Annotated in this window: 16 protein-coding genes; 8 read left to right on the forward strand and 8 right to left on the reverse strand. The window is 62.1% G+C overall.

The window, feature by feature from the left end; all coding sequences use genetic code 11:
- Window positions 1–132: 132 nt before the first annotated feature.
- The 4 genes from HDE72_RS12100 to HDE72_RS12115 form a co-directional block, all read right to left on the reverse strand.
- Complete coding sequence (locus HDE72_RS12100; protein ID WP_183741074.1) at window positions 133–663, reverse strand: GNAT family N-acetyltransferase; 531 nt, start codon at window positions 661–663, stop codon at window positions 133–135.
- A complete protein-coding gene (locus HDE72_RS12105) occupies window positions 660–1,178 on the reverse strand; it encodes a GNAT family N-acetyltransferase (RefSeq protein ID WP_221291250.1) in 519 nt (172 codons plus the stop codon). The genes HDE72_RS12100 and HDE72_RS12105 overlap by 4 nt, the downstream gene beginning before the upstream one ends.
- A 76-nt stretch (window positions 1,179–1,254) precedes the next feature.
- A complete protein-coding gene (locus HDE72_RS12110; RefSeq protein ID WP_183741076.1) occupies window positions 1,255–2,529 on the reverse strand; it encodes an amidohydrolase family protein in 1,275 nt (424 codons plus the stop codon).
- A 34-nt stretch (window positions 2,530–2,563) separates the two neighbouring features.
- The gene (locus HDE72_RS12115) at window positions 2,564–2,815 is read right to left on the reverse strand and encodes a DUF2164 domain-containing protein (protein WP_183741078.1); all 252 of its coding nucleotides are present in this window, start codon (window positions 2,813–2,815) and stop codon (window positions 2,564–2,566) included.
- Between the two features lie 339 nt (window positions 2,816–3,154).
- Here HDE72_RS12115 and HDE72_RS12120 point away from each other — a divergent pair, with 339 nt between their 5' ends.
- The 4 genes from HDE72_RS12120 to HDE72_RS12135 all read left to right on the forward strand — a co-directional run bounded on the left by HDE72_RS12120 (window position 3,155) and on the right by HDE72_RS12135 (window position 9,930).
- Window positions 3,155–3,925: a phasin family protein gene (locus tag HDE72_RS12120; RefSeq protein ID WP_183741080.1), complete on the forward strand. Its 771-nt coding sequence runs from the start codon at window positions 3,155–3,157 to the stop codon at window positions 3,923–3,925.
- 173 nt (window positions 3,926–4,098) lie between these two features.
- Window positions 4,099–5,850, forward strand: coding sequence for an ABC transporter transmembrane domain-containing protein (locus HDE72_RS12125; RefSeq protein WP_183741084.1), 1,752 nt, complete (start codon window positions 4,099–4,101; stop codon window positions 5,848–5,850).
- 25 nt (window positions 5,851–5,875) lie between these two features.
- Complete coding sequence (locus HDE72_RS12130) at window positions 5,876–7,669, forward strand: ABC transporter ATP-binding protein (protein ID WP_183741093.1); 1,794 nt, start codon at window positions 5,876–5,878, stop codon at window positions 7,667–7,669.
- A 140-nt stretch (window positions 7,670–7,809) separates the two neighbouring features.
- A complete protein-coding gene (locus HDE72_RS12135) occupies window positions 7,810–9,930 on the forward strand; it encodes a tetratricopeptide repeat-containing diguanylate cyclase (RefSeq protein WP_260176646.1) in 2,121 nt (706 codons plus the stop codon).
- Between the two features lie 47 nt (window positions 9,931–9,977).
- On the opposite strand, the gene HDE72_RS12140 is transcribed toward HDE72_RS12135, so the two are convergent.
- Complete coding sequence (locus HDE72_RS12140; RefSeq protein ID WP_183675512.1) at window positions 9,978–10,310, reverse strand: hypothetical protein; 333 nt, start codon at window positions 10,308–10,310, stop codon at window positions 9,978–9,980.
- A 110-nt stretch (window positions 10,311–10,420) separates the two neighbouring features.
- Window positions 10,421–11,317, reverse strand: a complete 897-nt coding sequence (locus HDE72_RS12145; RefSeq protein WP_183741095.1) for a hypothetical protein — start codon at window positions 11,315–11,317, stop codon at window positions 10,421–10,423.
- Window positions 11,318–11,538: 221 nt separating this feature from the next.
- Between HDE72_RS12145 and HDE72_RS12150 the strand changes: the two genes are divergently transcribed.
- A complete protein-coding gene (locus HDE72_RS12150) occupies window positions 11,539–12,393 on the forward strand; it encodes a hypothetical protein (RefSeq protein ID WP_183741097.1) in 855 nt (284 codons plus the stop codon).
- Window positions 12,390–13,904, forward strand: coding sequence for a hypothetical protein (locus HDE72_RS12155; protein WP_183741099.1), 1,515 nt, complete (start codon window positions 12,390–12,392; stop codon window positions 13,902–13,904). Before HDE72_RS12150 ends, HDE72_RS12155 begins: the two co-directional genes overlap by 4 nt.
- Before the next feature lie 22 nt (window positions 13,905–13,926).
- Here the strand turns inward: HDE72_RS12155 and HDE72_RS12160 are convergent, their stop codons facing one another.
- Window positions 13,927–14,346 carry a hypothetical protein gene (locus HDE72_RS12160; RefSeq protein WP_183741101.1) on the reverse strand — a complete coding sequence of 140 codons (420 nt, stop codon included), beginning with the start codon at window positions 14,344–14,346 and terminating at the stop codon, window positions 13,927–13,929.
- 182 nt (window positions 14,347–14,528) lie between these two features.
- On the opposite strand from HDE72_RS12160, the gene HDE72_RS12165 reads away from it, so the two are divergent.
- Window positions 14,529–15,605 carry a M29 family metallopeptidase gene (locus HDE72_RS12165; RefSeq protein WP_183741103.1) on the forward strand — a complete coding sequence of 359 codons (1,077 nt, stop codon included), beginning with the start codon at window positions 14,529–14,531 and terminating at the stop codon, window positions 15,603–15,605.
- Window positions 15,606–15,906: 301 nt separating this feature from the next.
- Window positions 15,907–17,520 carry a methyl-accepting chemotaxis protein gene (locus HDE72_RS12170; RefSeq protein WP_183741105.1) on the forward strand — a complete coding sequence of 538 codons (1,614 nt, stop codon included), beginning with the start codon at window positions 15,907–15,909 and terminating at the stop codon, window positions 17,518–17,520.
- A 44-nt stretch (window positions 17,521–17,564) separates the two neighbouring features.
- On the opposite strand, the gene poxB is transcribed toward HDE72_RS12170, so the two are convergent.
- Window positions 17,565–19,295, reverse strand: coding sequence for a ubiquinone-dependent pyruvate dehydrogenase (gene poxB / locus HDE72_RS12175; RefSeq protein ID WP_183741107.1), 1,731 nt, complete (start codon window positions 19,293–19,295; stop codon window positions 17,565–17,567).
- Between the last annotated feature and the right edge of the window lie 39 nt (window positions 19,296–19,334).

Raw genomic sequence — 19,334 nt, forward strand, 5'->3', positions numbered from 1 at the left:
AGCGCCCTTTGTCATGCATGAAGGCTGCATCAATCCGGCTCAATGGTAAGCGCGGCGGCAGGGAAAAGGGCTGCATTTCCAGATACTTTTCCCCATTTTGACTATACGCGTACGCCAGCCCAAGCAACGCCGTCAGCCGTGCCGGCGAAAATCGCGGCGATAAATATTGGTATCCTTGCCATCGGGCGGCAAACGCGAATAACGCTCATAACGCAGCCCCAGTTTGTTGAGCAGATTGATCGACACCTGGTTGTGCGGCGCAGTGATGCCGTACACGGTGGCGAGGCCCAGCACATGTTCGGCGTGCTCCATCACGGCGGCCGCCGCCTCGTAGGCATACCCCTGGCCCCAGTAAGGCGGCCGCAGGGCGTAGCCGATATCGGGACCGGGCAAGCTGGTCCGGCGCACCAGGCCGCACATGCCGATGGTGGCGCCATCGCTGCGGCGCTCTATCATGTAGAGCGAATAAGCATGTTCGCGGAACTGGGCTATCGCCCCCGTTTCCAGCGCCGCGCGCGCCGCCTCTACCGTATGGAGCTTACGGTCGCCGATATTGGCCACCCACGACGGGTCGTTGACCAGTTCCAGGTAAAACGCCGCATCATCAGCGGTGACGCTGCGCAGCCGCAAACGGGGCGTTTCCCGGACGATAACAAAGCTCATGCCGGCCACTGCATCGGATCGCTCAGCAACTGGTACATCACGTAAGCGTCGACATAACCGAGGTTGGCGTGGCGGTAAGCCAGCGGCAAGGTGCCGATGACGGAAAAACCCAGCTTCTTCCACAAGGTGACGGCGCCTAGATTGGTGCTGACGACGAAGTTGAACTGCATTGCCAGGTAGCCCGCGCGGCGCGCCTCGTCCATGCAATGCAGACCCAGCATGCGCCCCACGCCCACGCCTTGGGCGGCCGGGTCGACCATGAAAGACGCATTGGCCACATGGTCGCCATGCCCCACCTGGTTGGCGATCAGCTTGTACATGCCCAGCAGGCGCTCATCGCCCATGGTGGCCACAAAACTGCGCACGCCAGGGCCAAACCAGTAAGCATGGCATTGCTCGCGGGTGGTCTCGGCCGTGAAGGTATAGGTTTCGCCGGTGGCGGCCAGCACGCGGAAAATCTGCCACATGTCCTCGAAGTCGGCTTCCACGGCAGGACGAATATCAATTTCTTTCAAGGCAGCTCCAGCAAAGTTCAACAAGTGACAACGATTGTCGGGGATTTGCACAGGGGCGTCCAGTACAACACGTCCATCAGCGCCCCAGGCGGAAGTTCACGCTCTCGGGCCGCCCCGGCAGGGACAAACGGGCATGGGCCGGCGGCGCCTCGCTGAGCACTTTGCCGCGCCGCAGCACCAGCTTGCGCGCCGCCCGCAGGCGCAGCGCTTCGACGGTGGAACCGCAATCGAGTATCACCAGGTCTGCGTGGCAGCCGGGGGCGATGCCGTAACCGTCCAGGCCCAGGATACGGGCCGGCGTCTGCGTCACGGCCAGGAAGCAGTCGTGCATGGCTTGCTGGCCCGTCATCTGCGCCACATGCAGCCCCATGTGCGCCACTTCCAGCATGTCGCCCGAACCGAGGCTGTACCACGGGTCCATCACGCAATCGTGGCCAAACGCGACGGGAATGCCGGCCGCCAGCATTTCGGGCACGCGCGTCATGCCGCGCCGTTTCGGATAACTGTCGTGGCGGCCCTGCAGGGTGATGTTGATGAGCGGGTTGGCGATCGCCGCCACGCCCGCCTCGCGTATCAAAGGCAGCAGCTTGCTGACATAATAATTGTCCATCGAGTGCATGGACGTCAGGTGCGAGCCCGTCACCCTGCCCTGCATGCCAAGGCGCTGGCTGTGATAGGCCAGGGTTTCGATATGGCGCGACAGCGGATCGTCCGATTCATCACAGTGCATGTCCACCATCAGCCCCCGCTCGCAGGCGAATTCGCACAGCAGGCGCACCGATTCGGCGCCGTCGGCCATGCTGCGCTCGAAATGCGGAATCCCGCCCACCACATCGACGCCCATGGCAATCGCCCGTTTCAGGTTGTCGAAGGCGCCGGGACTGCGCAAGATGCCGTCCTGCGGAAAGGCCACCAGTTGCAGATCAAGATACGGCGCCACCTGGCGTTTCACATCGAGCAGCGCTTCGACGGCCAGCAGGCGCGCATCGCAAATGTCCACATGCGAGCGTATCGCCAGCAGCCCGCGCGCCACGGCCCAGTCGCAATACTGCAAAGCCCGCGCCACCAGCGCATCCTGCGTCAGTTGCGGCTTCAGTTCGCCCCACAGCGCAATGCCTTCCAGCAAGGTGCCGGAGGCGTTCACCCTCGGCAAGCCATAACTGAGCGTGGCGTCCATATGGAAGTGGGCGTCGACAAACGGCGGCGTGACCAGGTCGCCGGCCACATCGATTTCCTGCGCCCCCACCACGGGCAGGGCCGGACCGACGGCGGCGATGCGGCCGCCCTCGATGGCGATGTCGACATGCTGGCGCCCATCGGGCAGGCTGGCGTTGCGGATGAGCAAATCCATATCTAGACTCCTGATAGCTGGCGATACGTTGAACTTACTTTTTCTTCCAGTAGGCGAATTCGGTTTCGTAGCACACCGTCTCGATTTCAGCGATCTTGTCCTGCATCGCCGACTGGGCATCGAGGATGGCCTGGTTATAGACGGAAGGGCCGATTTCGCGCACGCAGAAATCGAGCAGCAATTTCGCCTTCAGTTCGCCCACGTCTTCGTCGAGATTCGCGGCGCAATAACGCTGGATGGACGCCAGCAAACGTTGTTCTACTTCCTGCTTCAGTTTAATCGCCATCTTTTATCTTCTTTATAATTTCATCACTGATGCTGCATCGCATCAAACTACAGGCTATCATAGCCATAGCCACAAATTTCACATGAACGTATTGCGCATGCGCAAACTTTCCTTACTTTGCCACCAGCTCTCAAATTGCTTGACGCACGGGACAACAACACAATTAGAAATAACTTTCAACCAACTCGAATCACCGCTAGAATATTCATATTGCGTTGCATCATAAACAGCGTCCAATCAAATTGAAGCACGCCAGACACTTTACAAAACGCACCGGCTCTGGTTTTCGGGATGTGCAGAGCGTTTTGCCAGCATTTTAATCCGTACAAAGGAGTAAATATGTTTTCGCTTCCAGAACAATTTTCCGAAGCCGCGAAATCGCAACTGGAAAATCAGCTGCAGATCTTCAGCACACTGACCAGCAAAGTCTTCGAAAGCGCCGAAAAAATCATCGCCCTGAACCTGAACACCGGCAAGGCGGCCATTTCCCACACGGCGGAAACAGCACAGCATCTGCTGGCAACGCAAGACCCGCGCGACTTCTTCAGCTACAGCACCAGCCAGGCGCAGCCGCAAATCGAAAGCGTGCTGGCCTATAGCCGCCAGCTGTTCGGCATCGCTTCCAGTACCCAGGCCGACTTGCTGGCCTCGGCCAAGGCCAAACTCGACAAGGAAGCTGCGCCCGCTGCAGCAAAGCCAGCCCCGGCAGCGGCAGCGACGCCTGCACCAGCACCAGTGGCGGCCAAACCTGCTCCAGCGCCAGTTCCAGCGGCGGCGCCAGTCGCCACCCCAGCGCCGGCAGCCAAGCCAGCGCCCGTGACAGCGGCGAAACCTGTCGTCAAGGCAGCTCCTGCCCCGGCACCGGTAGCCAAGCCAGTCGTTGCCAAACCCGCCGTTAGCAAACCTGCACCCAAGCCGGTAGCCAAAGCCGCCGCGCCAGTCGTCAAGCCAGCCCCCGCACCAGCACCGGTAGCTGTGAAACCGGCTGTCAAAGCTGCTGTCCAGCCCGTCGCCAGGGCCAGCGCAAAACCTGCCGTCAAGCCGGTCGTCAAGGCTGCGCCACCGAAGCAGCTCGATATATTGAGCGGCAAAGGCAGCCCACGCAAGTAAGCTGCACGCAGGCGCCGGGAGCGGCAAGATAACGGGCTACGGCCCGTTTTTTGCGTCGCCATTATCGTCCTGCTGTCAGCGGATTTATCTGCCTTGTTGTATCCTACGCGTACTTTCTGTGCGCGTGCCCCTCCTTCCGCCCCGCGACACCCCATCATCACAAAAGGTAATACATGAGTTTATCGAGGCTTATCGCCGGCTTCGTGCGCCAGCATTGGCCGTCGTACGCCGCCGCCGCCGTCATGCTGACGGGCGTGGCTGCACTGACCGTCTGGGTACCGCGCCGCGTCGGCGCCATCATCGATGCGCTGGCCGGCCACCGTCTGGCCCCGAACGCGCTGTGGCTGGAGCTACTATCCCTGTTGGCCGCCGGCGTCTGCATTTATTTTCTGCGCGTCGGCTGGCGCATCACCCTGTTCAAGGCGGCCTACCAGCTGGGCGTGATGCTGCGCACGCGTTTTTATACGCGCATGTCGCAGCAGGGCGCCTCGTTTTACCAGGGCCAGCGCACGGGCGACCTGATGGCGCTGGCCACCAATGATATCGACGCCATCGAAATGGCGGCCGGCGAAGCGATGCTGGCCGGCTTCGATGGCACTTTGACATTGCTGATGGTGCTGGGCATCATGCTCCTGGGCGTGGACTGGCGCCTGGCCTGCATCGCCCTGCTGCCGTTTCCCCTGATGGGACTGGCCTTCTGGCGCATTTCCAGCCATATCCACACGGCGTCCACCGATTCGCTGAAACGCTTTGCAGCCCTGAACGACCACGTGCAGGAATCGCTGTCGGGCGTGCGCACCCTGCGTGCGCTGGGACTGGAACAGCGCAGCAGCAAGCAGTTTTCCGAACTTGCCGGCCACGCCGCCAACGCCAGCCTGACGGCGCAGCGCTGGGAAGCGGCTTACGAGCCGGCAGTCGGCCTGACCCTGACGGCCGCCACCGCGCTGACCCTGGGCCTGGGCGGTTATCTGGTGTGGCAAAACCAGTTGACGATAGGTTCACTGACCAGCTTTTCCATGTATCTGGGCCAGCTGATCTGGCCCATGTTCGCCGCCGGCTGGGTGCTGTCGCTGATCGAGCGCGGCCGCGCCGCCTGGCAGCGCTTGCACCCCATGCTGGACGCGCCGCTGGCCATCGACGACCACGGCACCATCGCCAGCCTGACACCTGGCCCCTTGCAACTGGCAGACATCGGCTTTTCCTACGCTGGCCAGACAAAGCCCGCGCTGTCGCACATTGCGCTGCAACTGCAGCCTGGCCAGACCCTGGGCCTGGTGGGCCCGACCGGCAGCGGCAAGTCGACCCTGCTGCGCGTGCTGCTGCGCCAGGTCACGCCGCAAACCGGCACAGCCACCTGGAATGGCCAGCCGCTCGACGCCTACACCCTGCACGCGCTGCGCGCGGCGATCAGCTGGGTGCCGCAGGAATCGTTCCTGTTCTCGGCCACCATCGCCGACAATATCGCCCTGGCGCGTCCGCAAGCGACGCAGCAGGAAATCGAACGGGCGGCGCAGCTGGCCGACATTCACGCCGATATTTTGCAATTCCCCGATGGCTATCTGACCCACGTGGGCGAGAAAGGCATCACCTTGTCGGGCGGCCAGCGCCAGCGCGTGGCCATCGCGCGCGCCCTGCTGGCCGACAACGGCTTGCTGCTCCTGGATGATGCATTGTCGGCGGTCGATACGGGCACCGAAACGCGCATCCTGCAGCACCTGGAAGAACTGCGCATGCGCCGCCCCGAGCGCAGCGCCATCATCGCCAGCCACCGCCTGAGCGCCGTCGTCAATGCCGACCTGATCCTGGTCCTGCGCGATGGCCACATCACTGAAACGGGCAGCCACGACAGTCTCCTGGAGCAGGATGGCTGGTATGCCAGCCAGTGGCGCTACCAACAACTGGAGGCCAGCCTCGATGCCATCTGAGAAAGAGAATTCCGCAGCAAAAACCATGCAAGCCGATACTGAAAAACAGCCGGTGCACCGCCAGGCCCTGCAAGCCATCGGCCTGCTGCGCCGCGCCGCCGCGCCCGACCTGGGCCACCTGAAATGGGCCACCTTCTGGCTGATCATCGCCGCCGGCCTGGAAGTGACGGGGCCTATCCTGGGCAAGGCCCTGATCGACCAGCATCTGCTGCCGCGCCACCTGGACTGGACCCGCATGTCCTTGCTGCTGGCCGGCTGCCTGCTCACGGGCTGGGCTGCCAGCGGCCTGCGCTATCTGCAGCTGGTGCGCCTGTCGGGCCTGGCCATGCGTTCGGTGCAGCGGCTGCGCGAGACGGTTTACCAGCACGTACTGCGTTTGCCGATGAGCTTTTTTGACCGCGCCATCACGGGCCAGCTGGTCAGCCGCGTCACCAACGATACGGAAGCGGTCAAGTCGCTGTACGTGCAGGTGCTGTTCGTGATACTCGACAGTTCCATCGTGCTGATCGGCACCATGGCGGCCATGGCCTGGATGGACTGGCGGCTGATGCTGATCGTGCTGGCCCTGTTGCCGGCCGTGCTGGTAATCGTCTTCCTGTACCAGCGCTGGAGCGCGCCGGCCGTGACGCGCACGCGCGCGCTGCGCAGCGAAATCAATGGCCAGGTCGCCGAATCCATCGGCGGCATGAGCGTGCTGCAGGCGAACAATGCGGAACGCCGTTTCGGCGCGCGTTTTACGGGCATCAATCAAGACCATTACACGGCCCGCCTGCAGGAATTGCGCGCCAACGCCTGGCTGCTGCGCCCTGCCCTCGACATGCTCAATATCGTGCTGCTGGCGGTAGTTATTTTCAGCTTTGGCCGGCGCGACATCGGCGCAGTGGAAGTGGGCGTGCTGTACGCCTTCATCAGCTACATCGCGCGCGTGATCGAGCCGCTGATACAGATCACGATGCAATTTAGCCAGCTGCAGCAATCGGTGGTGGCCACGGCGCGCGTTTCGGCCCTGCTCGACGAAGCGCAGGCGCTCGAACATGCACCCGGCAAGGCGGCGCCGGCCGCGCGCCATGGCGCCAACGACGGCAAGGTGCCGGCGGTGGCGATTTCGCACCTGACGTTTGCGTATATCGACAACCAGCCGGTGCTGCACGACCTGTCGCTGGAGATTCCGCAAGGCGCGTTCTTCGGCATCGTCGGCCACACGGGCAGCGGCAAATCGACCCTGCTGTCCCTGCTGCTGCGCTTTTATCCCGTCACGCAGGGCAGCATCGCCGTCAACGGCATCGCCCTCGACAGCATCGATAACGCGCATTTCCGCGCCGACGTGGGGCTGGTGCCGCAAGACCCCTTCCTGCTGGCTGCCTCGGCACGTGAAAACATCGACATGGGCCGTGGCTACACGCAGGCGCAGATCGAAGCGGCCGCGCGCGCTGCGCATGCGCACGACTTCATCGCGGCGCTGGAACACGGCTACGACACGCCACTGGGCGAAGGCGGCTCACGTTTGTCGTCAGGGCAGAAGCAACTGATCGCGATTGCCCGCGCACTGGCCGGCCAGCCGCGCATCCTGCTGCTGGACGAAGCGACCTCGCGCATCGATAGCCAGACCGAGCAGATCGTGCAGACGGCCCTCGATGAATTGCGCGGCAAGGTCACCATCATCGCCATCGCCCACCGTTTGTCGACCATCCGCGACGCCGACCGCATCATCGTGCTCAACCATGGCCGCATCACGGAAGCAGGGCCGCATGAAGAATTGATGCAAATCGACGGCGGCCTGTACCAGCGTTTGTACCTGTTACAACAGCTGGCCCAGTAAAACTGCCCCTGTCAACACCCCCGGTGTGTATTTTTGCAAAAAACTGCACACGGTATGATATTTCTTGATTGCAACGGAATATAATCTTTGCAGACAAGAGTGCTCAATATGGGGACGGTACGTTGGCAGGCAAACAGAAGATGGCGTTGCAACAGGGAGTGCAGTGGCTGCTGGCCTTGGCCTGTCTGTGGCCGGTGCACGCCGGTGCCCAGGAAGACCTGGAACAGCGCCTGCTGGACGTGCGCGAAGATGGCCGCTTCGTGCCCGACCGCGCCCTGCAGCATCTGCAAGAGATGGAAGTGCAGGCGCGCAGCGCGCCGCTGCCCGTGCGCGCCGAGTTCCTCACTCAACTCAGCAATGCCCGCATGCGCCTGGGGCAAAACGATATCGCCATGCAGCTGGCCGAGGAATTGATCGCCTACGCCAGGAGCAACCTTGACGACGTGGCGCTGGCCAAGGGCTTGCTCAACAAGGCCTATATCAAGTTCGCCATGAACGAGCGCCACATTTCGCACCAGCTGGCCTTCGAAGCGGAAAAAGTCGCCAACCAGACCAATAACCTGTCCGTGCGCGTGCAGGCGATGATAGGCGCGGGCCAGTCCTGGGCCGAGGAAGGCAATTTCCCCCTGGCCCTGGCCAAGCTGCAGGCTGCCGTCGACCTGGCGCGCCAGAGCGACTCACAATGGGACCTGGCCGCCTCACTGAATGCGCTGGCCGTGCTGTACCGGCAAATGCGCGAATACGACAAGGGTTTCCAGGCGCTCGATGAATTGCTGGTCCTCACCAGCAAGCTGGGATCGCCGGGCCGCATGGCGCAAGCAAAAAATACGGAATACGGCCTGGCGCTGGATGCCAGACAACCGGTGCGGGGCCAGCGCGCGCTGCTCGATGCGCTGGCGCTGGAACGCAAGCTCGACGCCAAGGGCATGCTGGCGCCCACCCTGGTCAACCTGTCGGACAGCTATTTGAAACAGGGCGATTACCAGCAGGCTCAGCGCTACGGCAACGAAGCCATCAAGGCGGCACAACTGGTCAACAATGGCCTGATCGAAGCGGCGGCGCACGTCAACATCGGCCAGGCGCAGATCGGCCTGGGACGCCTCGCCGAGGGCAAGCGCAGCGTGGAAGCGGGACTGGCCTATTACGAGCGCACGGCCAACCAGCCCGACATGCAGGAAATCTTGCTGGAATACGGCCAGACCCTGGAAAAGGCCGGCGACATGCGCGGCGCCGTGGCAGCCTATCACCGTGAACGGGGCATTTCAAACCAGCTGTTTGAAAAGCAGCGGCAAAAAGCCGTGTATGAGCTGCAAGAAAAATACGAGGCGGAAAAGAAACAGCGGCAAATCGAATTACTGAGCCGCGAAAACCAGGTGAAAAGCGCCGAAATCGACAACCGCCGCCTGCAACAGCGCATCTGGTGGCTGCTGGCGCTGGTGCTGGCGATGGCGTCCGTCATCGTCGGCATGTTGTACCGCAAGGTGCGCCATGCGAACGTGCAGCTGAACGTGAAGAATCAGGAACTCAAGCGCCAAAGCTCGCGCGATCCGCTGACGGCCTTGTATAACCGCCGCCATTTCCAGGAATTCATGCGCCAGCACGGCAGCCATGTAGGCAAGCTGGCGCAGCGCCAGACTATGGCCGATACGGATGCCGAAATCGTCGGCGCCCTGTTCCTGCTCGACGTCGACCATTTCAAGCAGATCAACGACCACTATGGCCATGCGGCGGGCGACCTGGTGCTGACCACGATTGCCGAAACCCTGCATGACGTGCTGCGTGAAACGGACATGATCGTGCGCTGGGGCGGTGAAGAATTCCTCGCCTTCCTGCCGGCCGTGACGCGCGGCGGACTCGATGACATCGCGCTGCGCATCCTCAACGGCGTGGCCGCGCAAACCGTGCACTACCAGGGGCAGGCGATCAGCGTGCACGTCTCGGTCGGCTTTGCGCCGTATCCGCTAACGCCGCTGGGCCAGCCGCTATCGTGGGAGCGCAGCGTCAACCTGGTCGACATGGCGCTCTACCTGGCCAAGGCGCATGGACGCAACCGCGCCTATGGCTTGCGCCATTTCCAGCGCATGGAAGGCACGACCATGGAAGTGGTGGAACAAGACCTGGAACGCGCCTGGCGCGACGGCTATGTCGACTTGAGCGTGGTGCTGGGCGGCCAGGACGAGGCCCATATGGTCAAGACAGCGGCGGCATCAGCCGAAGCGCTGGATGGCAATGCCGCGACGGATACTGCCGCAGCAGCATAAAAAAAGGCCGGACTGGCCGGCCTTGATCACATTGCTTGCTGCTGTACTTATTTGTGGGCGGCGTCCTGGATTTTTTCGCCCGCTTTTTCCACTTTCTGACCGACGGCATCGGCTGCCTCGTTCATTTTCTTGTTTGCGTCGGCAGTCACCTGGTCAATCTTGGCGCCCGTATCCGAGGCGGCCTGGCTCACGGCAGCGTCAGCCTTGGCGGCGGCATCCTTGATATCGCTATTGGCCTGGGCGGCGGCGGCATCGATTTTCTGGCCAGCCTGTTCAGCCGGGCCCGGAGCGGACACGTCTTCTTTTTTCTGGCAGGCCGCCAGCGCCACGACCATCATGCCGGCAGCGCAGAGTGCCATCAGGTTTTTGCTTGCTTTCATGATATTCCCTTTCTTTGTTATCAAAACGAATAGATCAGTCTTTAATATACACGGGGAAATTCTTTTCAAGCGTACGCTAACGCACATAAGCACACGGTTTGCGGCAGCTTTTAATGCGTGGACGCCGCCGGTGCATCAAGCAAGGAATGCTCGAGCAACTGCGACAGGACCATGCGCAGCGCCTGGATACGTGCTGCCAGTTCCGGCCGTTTATAGCGCTCGGCCGCGATCAGATTGCTTTCCAGGCAGACCCGGTCCGACTTCGCCAGGCAGGCGTCGGCCGCATCGAGCTTGCGGCTGGCCTGCGCCACCTTGATTTTCGCATCGAGTTCCAGCGTATCGGCATCATCGCCATGGCGCTTGACATAGGCGGCCAGCCGCGTAGCCGCCACCTCCAGCGTACCGTCGGCCAGCGCCTGATTGACGGCTGCCAGCGCCGTGGCGCCTTCCTGCGCGGGCCGCTGTTTCTTGTCGCAGGCGGCGCTGGAACTGTTGATGCTGGACTGTAACTGCTTGATCTGCACAGCCGGCGCTCTGGCGCTTTTCAGCGTGGCCAGCGCGCTGCGCGCACCGTCCAGGTCGCACTGGGCCGCCAGCGCCGTGGCCGCCGCTATCTGCTGGGCCACGCTGGCCGGCTTGTCGGACGGCTTGTTGAACAGCCAGATGCCCAGCAGCGCCAGCGCCGCGACGATCCAGGTACGCAGCCGGATGGGCGGACGCGGCGGCGGCACGGAACGGGCAGCCTTGACAGGCTTCGCCGGTGGCGGCTTGGCTGGCGCGGCTGGTGGTGGAATGGGGATGGCAATGGGCGGCGGCACAGGTTTCGGGACCGGGACCGGGACCGTCACCGGCGGCGGCTTCCTTATCTGTACAGGCTTTGCCGGCGCAGGCTCGGCCTTGAGCTCGGCAGCTTGCCGCGTGCCGCAAAACGGGCAATACACCACACGCAGCGGCAATGCCTGGCCGCAAGCGGCCTTGATACAACGTTCATTTACTGGTTCAAACACATTCCAACCCTGGTGACTACCTGCATGCCCATGCCATCCGCGATCTGTGCCGCAGCCATGGCTTCCTTGCCCAATATTACCTCACGATCACGGTTCAGCAGTTTTGCATGCGCCATCCGCTTTTCAGCACATGGCCTTTGACGCCGATCAAACGCTCCAGGACAGCGCGTCCTAAGCTGAATCACCGCAGCACACGCGGCGGCGCAGACGAGGAGGATGCCATGTCAGCCCACCTGATCATCGAAGACGGCCAGCCCTGGTGGTGGGATAGCGCCGATATCTGGGTCGTGCCCGGCAACGATCCGAATGGTCCGCCCGGCGCGCCCGTGGCCGGCAGCAGCAATTACCTGTGGGGCCGCGTGCACAACACGGGCAATAGCGCGTCGAACGGGGTGCGGGTGGATTTTTACTGGGCCGACCCTTCCGGGCTGATCGCCGTCGGCGCCGCCACAGCCATCGGTTCCGCGTTTGCCGACCTGGCGCCCGGCGCCACGCAGGAAGTGCTGTGCCTGGTGCCCTGGTTTCCCGTGATCGTCAATGGCGGCCACGAATGCCTGCTGGCCGTGGCCCATGGCGCAGGCGATATCAATCCCCTGCCCGATCCGCTGCCGAACGGCTTTCTGTTCCAGCCCCAGCAGCACGAACAGATCGCCCAGCGCAATGTTCAGGTGGTACAGGCGGCGCGGCGCGCGCAAATGCTCTCCATCACGGTGGCCGCCCTGGCGCGCCAGGCCAGAAAAGTGGAATTGCATCTGGAACAGGGCGGCGAGTTGGCGCCACGCCTGCTGGCCACCCTGGGGCTGGGGAAATGGCAGCCGGCGAAAGAGACTGCCGTCAGTGCGGGCTTGAGCCGTGAACCCCACTGCAATGATGACGCCGCAGGCGAGCAGAAACTGCTACTCGAGGTGCCGCGCGGCCAGGCCGTGGGCGCCTACCTGAGCCTGCGTGCCGACAAGCTGCCGCCCTATCAGTATGCGCTGCTGCGCGTGCTGGAAAGACAGGATGGCAAGGTATTGGGAGGTATCACCTACCTGATCGTCAGCAGCGAAGACGGTCGTGAGGAGCAGACATCATGAGCGACACGCCCATGCAAGTGTTGACGCGGCCATTCGCAATCGAGCCCGTCACTAATATCATGCTGCCCGATGGCGTGTTCGACAACGCCATCTACGGCTTGCGCATCGCCGCCCACGTGACCAATATGTCGGGCAGCGCACTGAACAACGTCACCGTCTACCTGGAAAGCGTGGGCGATCCCGGCATCGTCCCCGTGGCGCGCACCTTTTTCTTTGCCAGCGTGCCGGCCGGCGCCGCCATGCTGGTCATCTGGGATGCCGACTTCCAGCACGCCGCACCGGGAAAACGCCTGGTCAGCTTTGTCGCCAAGGCCGATGGCTACACGCCGCGCCGCTCGATCCAGCAAATCTTTGTCTCACAGACACGCTTCAATAGCGCCACCAATAGCTACACCTGCACGGTCGAGGAAGGCACGCTGGAACTGTCCAAGCTTCAAGGCCATTTGCCCGGCAAGCGCTGGGGCAGCACGGGTGCTGGCAACGATGGCAACGACAAGGATTGCCGCTGTCCGCCGCAATGGGGGCCAATCGTGCCCACCGGCATGACCCTGGTCTGGACGCCGAATCCCGCTTATTCGGGCACGCACGGGGAATTGCCGTTTTCCGATCCCTGGTGGAAGATACTGGCCATCATCATCGCCCTGATCGCCGCCCTGGTGGCCATCATCGCGGCCGCCCTGGGCGCTGGCAAGGCCAATTTCAGCGTGGGTGGCACGGTGGAGGAAAACGACCCCAGCGTGCATTGCTGCACACCCAAAGGAGCGGTCTCGGGCAAGCCAGAATTCACGGTGGCGGGCGTGGCGTCAGCCATCGCCTCGGGCGCCATCGTGGCGGCCTGTTCCGATCTGGCCGACCCATTCTGGCGCGGGCAGGAAGCCACACCGCCCGCCGCCGGCGAACTGACTCTGGGCGAGCGCGTGGTGGCGCAATGGGTGTTACCGGAAGCGCCCAATGCGGGCCAGCCCTACACGGCAGATATCCGCTGGCAATACGACCGCTTTACCACGGGCGCCAGTTACCACCATGCCGTGAGCGAAACGCAAGTCAATGTGCATGTGGCCGGCCCCGTGGAAACGGATACGCCCGACGTGGTGCAGGCGTTCGAACCCTTGTGGGTACGGGCCAGCTTCCGGCGCGATAATGGCGATCTCTTCCGTGGCAACGAACTGTATGCCTTCGTGCTGTTCCAGGCGCCGCAGGGCCTGTATTTCGTGGAAACATTGACCGATGACGGCCTGGCCTACGATCCCGGCGCCAATGACGGCGTGTATGCCGCCAGCCTGAATTTAAAACTCGCGTATCGGCAGTTGCTGCAATATGGTCAGGATGTGTATGGCACTTGGCGCGTGTTTGTGTTCGCCCAGGACGTCAACCTGACCAAGCCCGGCACGCCGCCGGAAATCGCCGCCCAGCATATCGGCGGCATGTTCATTGCCAGCGCCATCGAAATCACCTTCGACGACAGCCTACCCTGCCCGCTCAAGGCGCAGGCCAGCATCCTGGTGGTGTAGCAGGAATAGCAGGGGAGAAAAACTACACTTTGACGCTATCGACTTTTGGCATCACCGTGCGCGGCACGATCTCGTTTTCCGGGCAGGAGGCGAGCGCATCGGAATAGCTGAGCCAGCGCTTCAGGCTATCCATGCGGCGGATGGTGATGCCCTTGCCATTGATATAGCCGATCTGCTCGAAGTGCACCAGGCTGGTGGTCAGCTTGGACACCGTGGGCGCATTGTCGATCAGCCTGTCATAGGCCTTGCGCGCCTTGTGTTCCCATTTGGCCAGAACCGGGTCGTCGAAACGGTTGCTTTCAAAGTACACGGTGATCGTGCGGTCGTGATTGGCGAAGCCGACGATGGCCGCGCCCTTGCGTATGGCCAGCAAGACATCTTCCTTGACGCCCGTGACAGGCACGAACACAGCTGCGCGTCCATCCGCATCGGGACGCTCCATGGGAATATCTTGTCCAATTATGCTCATTGCTTCACACTCGGCCCGGTTTTATTATCGATGTCTTAATAGATGTGGCAATCATACATTGCCCAAAAGCACTATACAAGACTATCCAGCATCTGCTGGCCAGTTGGCATCTGCACTTATAATGCGCGTTGACTATTTGCAGACGACAGTTCCCCATGACGCCCCAAGATCAAGACCGCAGCAACGACGGCAGCAACGACACCAGCCGCCTCGACGCCATCAGCGCCGCCGCCACCGAAGTGGCCGCCCAAAATGTGGCCGACACCCTGGCCATGGCGATTTGCCACCGGCCCGACGAGCCGGCGCTGGTCGTCTGCGACAAGCGCAGCTGGCTCAACGTGGTGCTGACCGAGGCGTATCGTTTGGCCTTGCCGGACGCCACTTTCATCGATTTCGACGAAGTCACGCCGGAAGCCGTGCTGGCCGCGTTTGCTGCATTGCCTGCCGGCAGCCTGGTGGTCTTGATACAGTCGACCAGCTTCCGCCTGGAAGCCTTCCGCATCCGCATCGAACTGTTCAAGCGCGGCTTGAAAGTGATCGAGCACGTACACCTGTCGCGCATGCCCGGCGTGCAAGGCTTGCACTACATCGCCTCGCTGGCGTATGACCCCGCTTATTACCGGGGCGTAGGCCATGCCTTGAAAGAACGCATCGACCGCGCCCGCCACGGCATGGTCGACAGCGGCGGCGAGCAACTGATCTTCGCCTCGCCTTTCGAAAGCGCCAAGCTCAATATCGGCGACTACAGCGGCATGAACAATATCGGCGGCCAATTCCCGCTGGGCGAAGTGTTTACGGAGGCGCAAGACCTGGAAGCGGTCAATGGCCGCGTGCGCATCCATGTTTTCGGCGATACCAAATTCATGGTCAACCGGCCCGACACGCCGATCACCCTGATCATAGCCAAAGGCCGGGTCACGGGCACAGAGCACGCCACGCCGGAATTTCTGGACATGCTGGAGATCATCCGCGCCCACGAAGGCGAAGTGTGGGTGCGCGAACTGGGCTTCGGCATGAACCGCGCGTTTTCGCGCGAACAGATGGTCAACGACATCGGCACCTATGAACGCATGTGCGGCATCCATCTGTCGCTGGGCGCCAAGCACGGCGTCTATGCCAAGCCCCAATTCAAGCGCAAGGATGCGCGCTACCACGTCGACATCTTTGCCGTCACGGAAGCTGTCTACCTCGACGACGAACGGGTCTATCAGGACGGCAGCTGGCAAGTGTAACTTCCAGTCACCACCACGCACCATCTATTACTCCCCCTCTTGCTGCCCGGACAACGATGTCGATTCTGTACTGACATACAAACAACATCCGGGCAGCCAAATTCCCTCCTCTGTTTATTCCTCTGCTTATTAAAGTTTCCACAAGGAATTATTTAATATATATTCAAGCGCACTGCAGCATTGCCGCCATCACGCGGTGGGACAAAGCGCATACCAAGTATCAACAACACTGCATCGAACTGAATGTATCGAACTGAATACATCAAACGCAGCACCACACGATAACCGGAGAGAAATTGTCATGCCCAGCTTGATCAACAATATGAATATCGGCAAACGCCTGTTACTGGGCTTTGCCGTAGTGCTGCTCTGTTCGCTATTGGCGATCGGCATCGGCATCGCCCGTTTGAGCGCGGTCGCCGACTCCACCAAACAATTGATGGCTGAGCCGTTGGCCAGCGAACGCTATATCAGCGACTGGTATCTGTATGTGTATTCCGGCATCCGCCGCAGCCTGGCCATCGCCAAGAGCAGCGACAACTCGCTGGGCGAATTCTTTGCCGCCGAAGTAGCTGAATCGACCAGCGGTTCGGCCAAGCTGCAAAAGCTGATCGAGCCGGCCATCGATACGCCGGAAGAAAAAAAGATCTGGGCCGAGCTGATGGACTTGCGCAAGCAATACCTGTCGTCGCGCGACGAAGTGCTGGCGCTGAAAAAACAGGGTGATTCCGAGCGCGCTTCGTCCCTGGTCGACAGCAAATATGCACCGGTCGCCAGGGCCTATGCCAGCAAGATCAAGGAATTGCTGCAGTATGAGCGCGACGACATCAACTTGCGCGCGGAAGAAATCCAGAAGATTTATGAAAAAAGCCGCAACCTGATGCTGGCACTGACGGTGCTGATGGTGCTGTTCGTGTTTGTCTGCGCCTGGCTGCTGGCCAAGTCGATCACGGTGCCTTTGGCAACGGCCGTGCAACTGGCGCGCCAGGTGGCCGATGGCGACCTCACGTCCACCGTCAGCAGCACCGCGCTCGATGAATCGGGCCAGTTGCTGCGCGCCCTGGGCGAGATGAATGGCAAGCTGGCCGGCATGGTCAGCGAAGTGCGCCATTCGAGCGACACCATCAACGTGGCCGCGCAGGAAATCGCGGCCGGCAATGCCGACCTGTCGAACCGCACGGAATCGCAGGCCAGCTCGCTGGAAGAAACCGCCAGCTCCATGGAAGAACTGACCAGCACCGTGCGCCAGAATGCCGACAATGCGCGCCAGGCCAATCAGCTGGTGATCACGGCCAGCGGCGTGGCCGGACGTGGCGGCAGCGTGGTCGAGCAAGTGGTCGGCACGATGAATGGCATCAAGGATAGCTCACGCAAGATCGCCGACATCATCGGCGTGATCGACGGCATCGCCTTTCAGACCAATATCCTGGCGCTGAACGCGGCCGTGGAAGCGGCGCGCGCCGGCGAACAGGGGCGCGGTTTCGCGGTGGTCGCCACCGAAGTGCGCAACCTGGCCCAGCGCAGCGCCGGTGCGGCCAAGGAAATCAAGACCCTGATCGTCGACTCCGTGAATCAGATCGAACAAGGTGGCAAGCTGGTCGACGAGGCGGGCAAGACCATGGGCGAAATCGTCAGCAGCGTGCAGCAGGTGGCCGACATCATGGCTGAAATCACCGCCGCCAGCGCCGAGCAAAGCGCCGGCATCGAGCAAGTCAATATGGCCATCACGCAGATGGACCAGATGACGCAGCAAAATGCGGCGCTGGTCGAAGAATCGGCGGCGGCAGCCGAAAGCATGCAGCAGCAGGCCGGTGCGCTGGCGCAGGCAATGGGCGTGTTCAAGACGGGCGCCGCATCCGGTGCGCCGCGCCTGTCCGCCGCCCGCAAAGAAGCCAAGCGCCTGAGCCTGGCTTAAGCAGTCAATCCTGATTATGACCGTAGCGGCTACGCTACGGTCAGTCAGTCGGCGATCCGCAAATTAGTACGCGCCAGTTCCAGGATCTCGTCGCCCCGGCCACTCATGATCGCGCGCAGCGCGAACAGGCTGAATCCCTTGGCTTGCGCCAGCTCGATCGACGGCGGCAGCGCCAGCTCATGCTTGGACGTGACCACATCGATCAACGCCGGGCCGGGGTGGCTGAAAGCCTCCCTCAACGCCGCTTCCACGTCTTCCGATTCCTCCACCCGCACACCATGGATGCCTGCGGCCCTGGCGATGGCCGCAAAGTCGGTCTTGGCAAGATCGACATTGGCATCCAGATAGCCGGCCGCCTTCAATTCCATCGACACAAAACCGAGCAGGCTGTTGTTGAACACGACGATCTTGATCGGCAAATCAAGCTGGCGCGCCGTCAGCAAATCGCCCAGCAGCATCGACAGGCCGCCATCGCCTGACAGCGAGATTACCTGGCGTCCCGGAAACGCGCCCTGGGCTCCCAACGCCTGCGGCATGGCGTTCGCCATCGAGCCATGATTGAACGAGCCATGCAGCTGGCGCTTGCCATTCATCGTCAGGTAGCGCGCAGCCCACACCGTCGGCGTACCCACGTCGGCCGTGAAGATCGCATCCTCGCTGGCGATGTCGTCGATCAGTTTGGCCAGGTATTGCGGGTGGATCGGCCGCCCTTTACCGGCCGGCGTGGCCAGCTCATCGAGCCCCTTGCGCGCCGAGACATAGTGCTTGCGCGCGTTGTTGATGAAACTGCGGTCGGTCTTGCGCTGCAGCTTGGGCAAGGTGGCGGCCACGGTTTCCTTCACCGTGCCGACCAGTCCCAGCGCCAGCGGTGCGCGGTGGCCCAGTTGCGAACCCTTCCAGTCGATCTGGATGATTTTTGCATCGGCGGGATAAAACGGCCGGTAAGGAAAATCACATCCCAGCAGCAGCAAGGTATCGCAAGACATCATCGCGTGATAACCGGAACTGAAGCCGATCAGGCCCGTCATGCCCACGTCATACGGATTGTCATATTCGATGAACTGCTTGCCGCGCAAGGCGTGCACGATCGGTGCGCCCAGCATATCGGCCAGGGCCACCACTTCATCGTGCGCGCCCTGCGTGCCGCTGCCGCACATGATGGTCACCGCTTCGGCATCGTTCAGCATGGCCGCCAAGCGGTCCAGGTCCACCTCGGCAGGCATGGTGCGCGACGGCGCGCTGTGTACCCAGGCCGGTGCTTCTTCGGGGCCGGGACTCAGAGCCACGTCGCCCGGCAGCACGATCACGGCCACGCCCCGTTCCTCGATGGCGGTGCGCATGGCGCGCGCCAGCACGCGCGGGAACTGCTCGGCCGACGACACCACCTCCACGTAATGGCTGCACTCCTTGAACAATTCCTGTGGATGCGTTTCCTGGAAATAGCCCAGGCCGACTTCCGTCGAAGGGATATGCGCGGCGATCGCCAGCACCGGCTGGTGATTGCGGTGGCAATCGAACAGGCCATTGATCAGATGCAGATTGCCCGGCCCGCAACTGCCTGCACACACGGCCAGGCGGCCCGTCGACGCCGCATCGGCGCCCGCCGCAAACGCGGCTGCCTCCTCGTGGCGGGTATGCATCCAGCGTATCGCCTTGTCTTCAGCCAGGCTGTAAGCCAGTCCGTTCAGGCTATCGCCCGTCACGCCCCAGATCCGTTCCACGCCCGCTGCGGCGAGCGTCCGCGCGAGATATCCAGCGATGGTAGTTTTGGCCATGCATGACTCCTGTCTTCGGAAGAGAAAGAATCATTGTGA

This window comes from Janthinobacterium saanense, from assembly GCF_014200675.1.
In the GTDB taxonomy this organism is placed as follows: Bacteria; Pseudomonadota; Gammaproteobacteria; order Burkholderiales; family Burkholderiaceae_D; genus Janthinobacterium.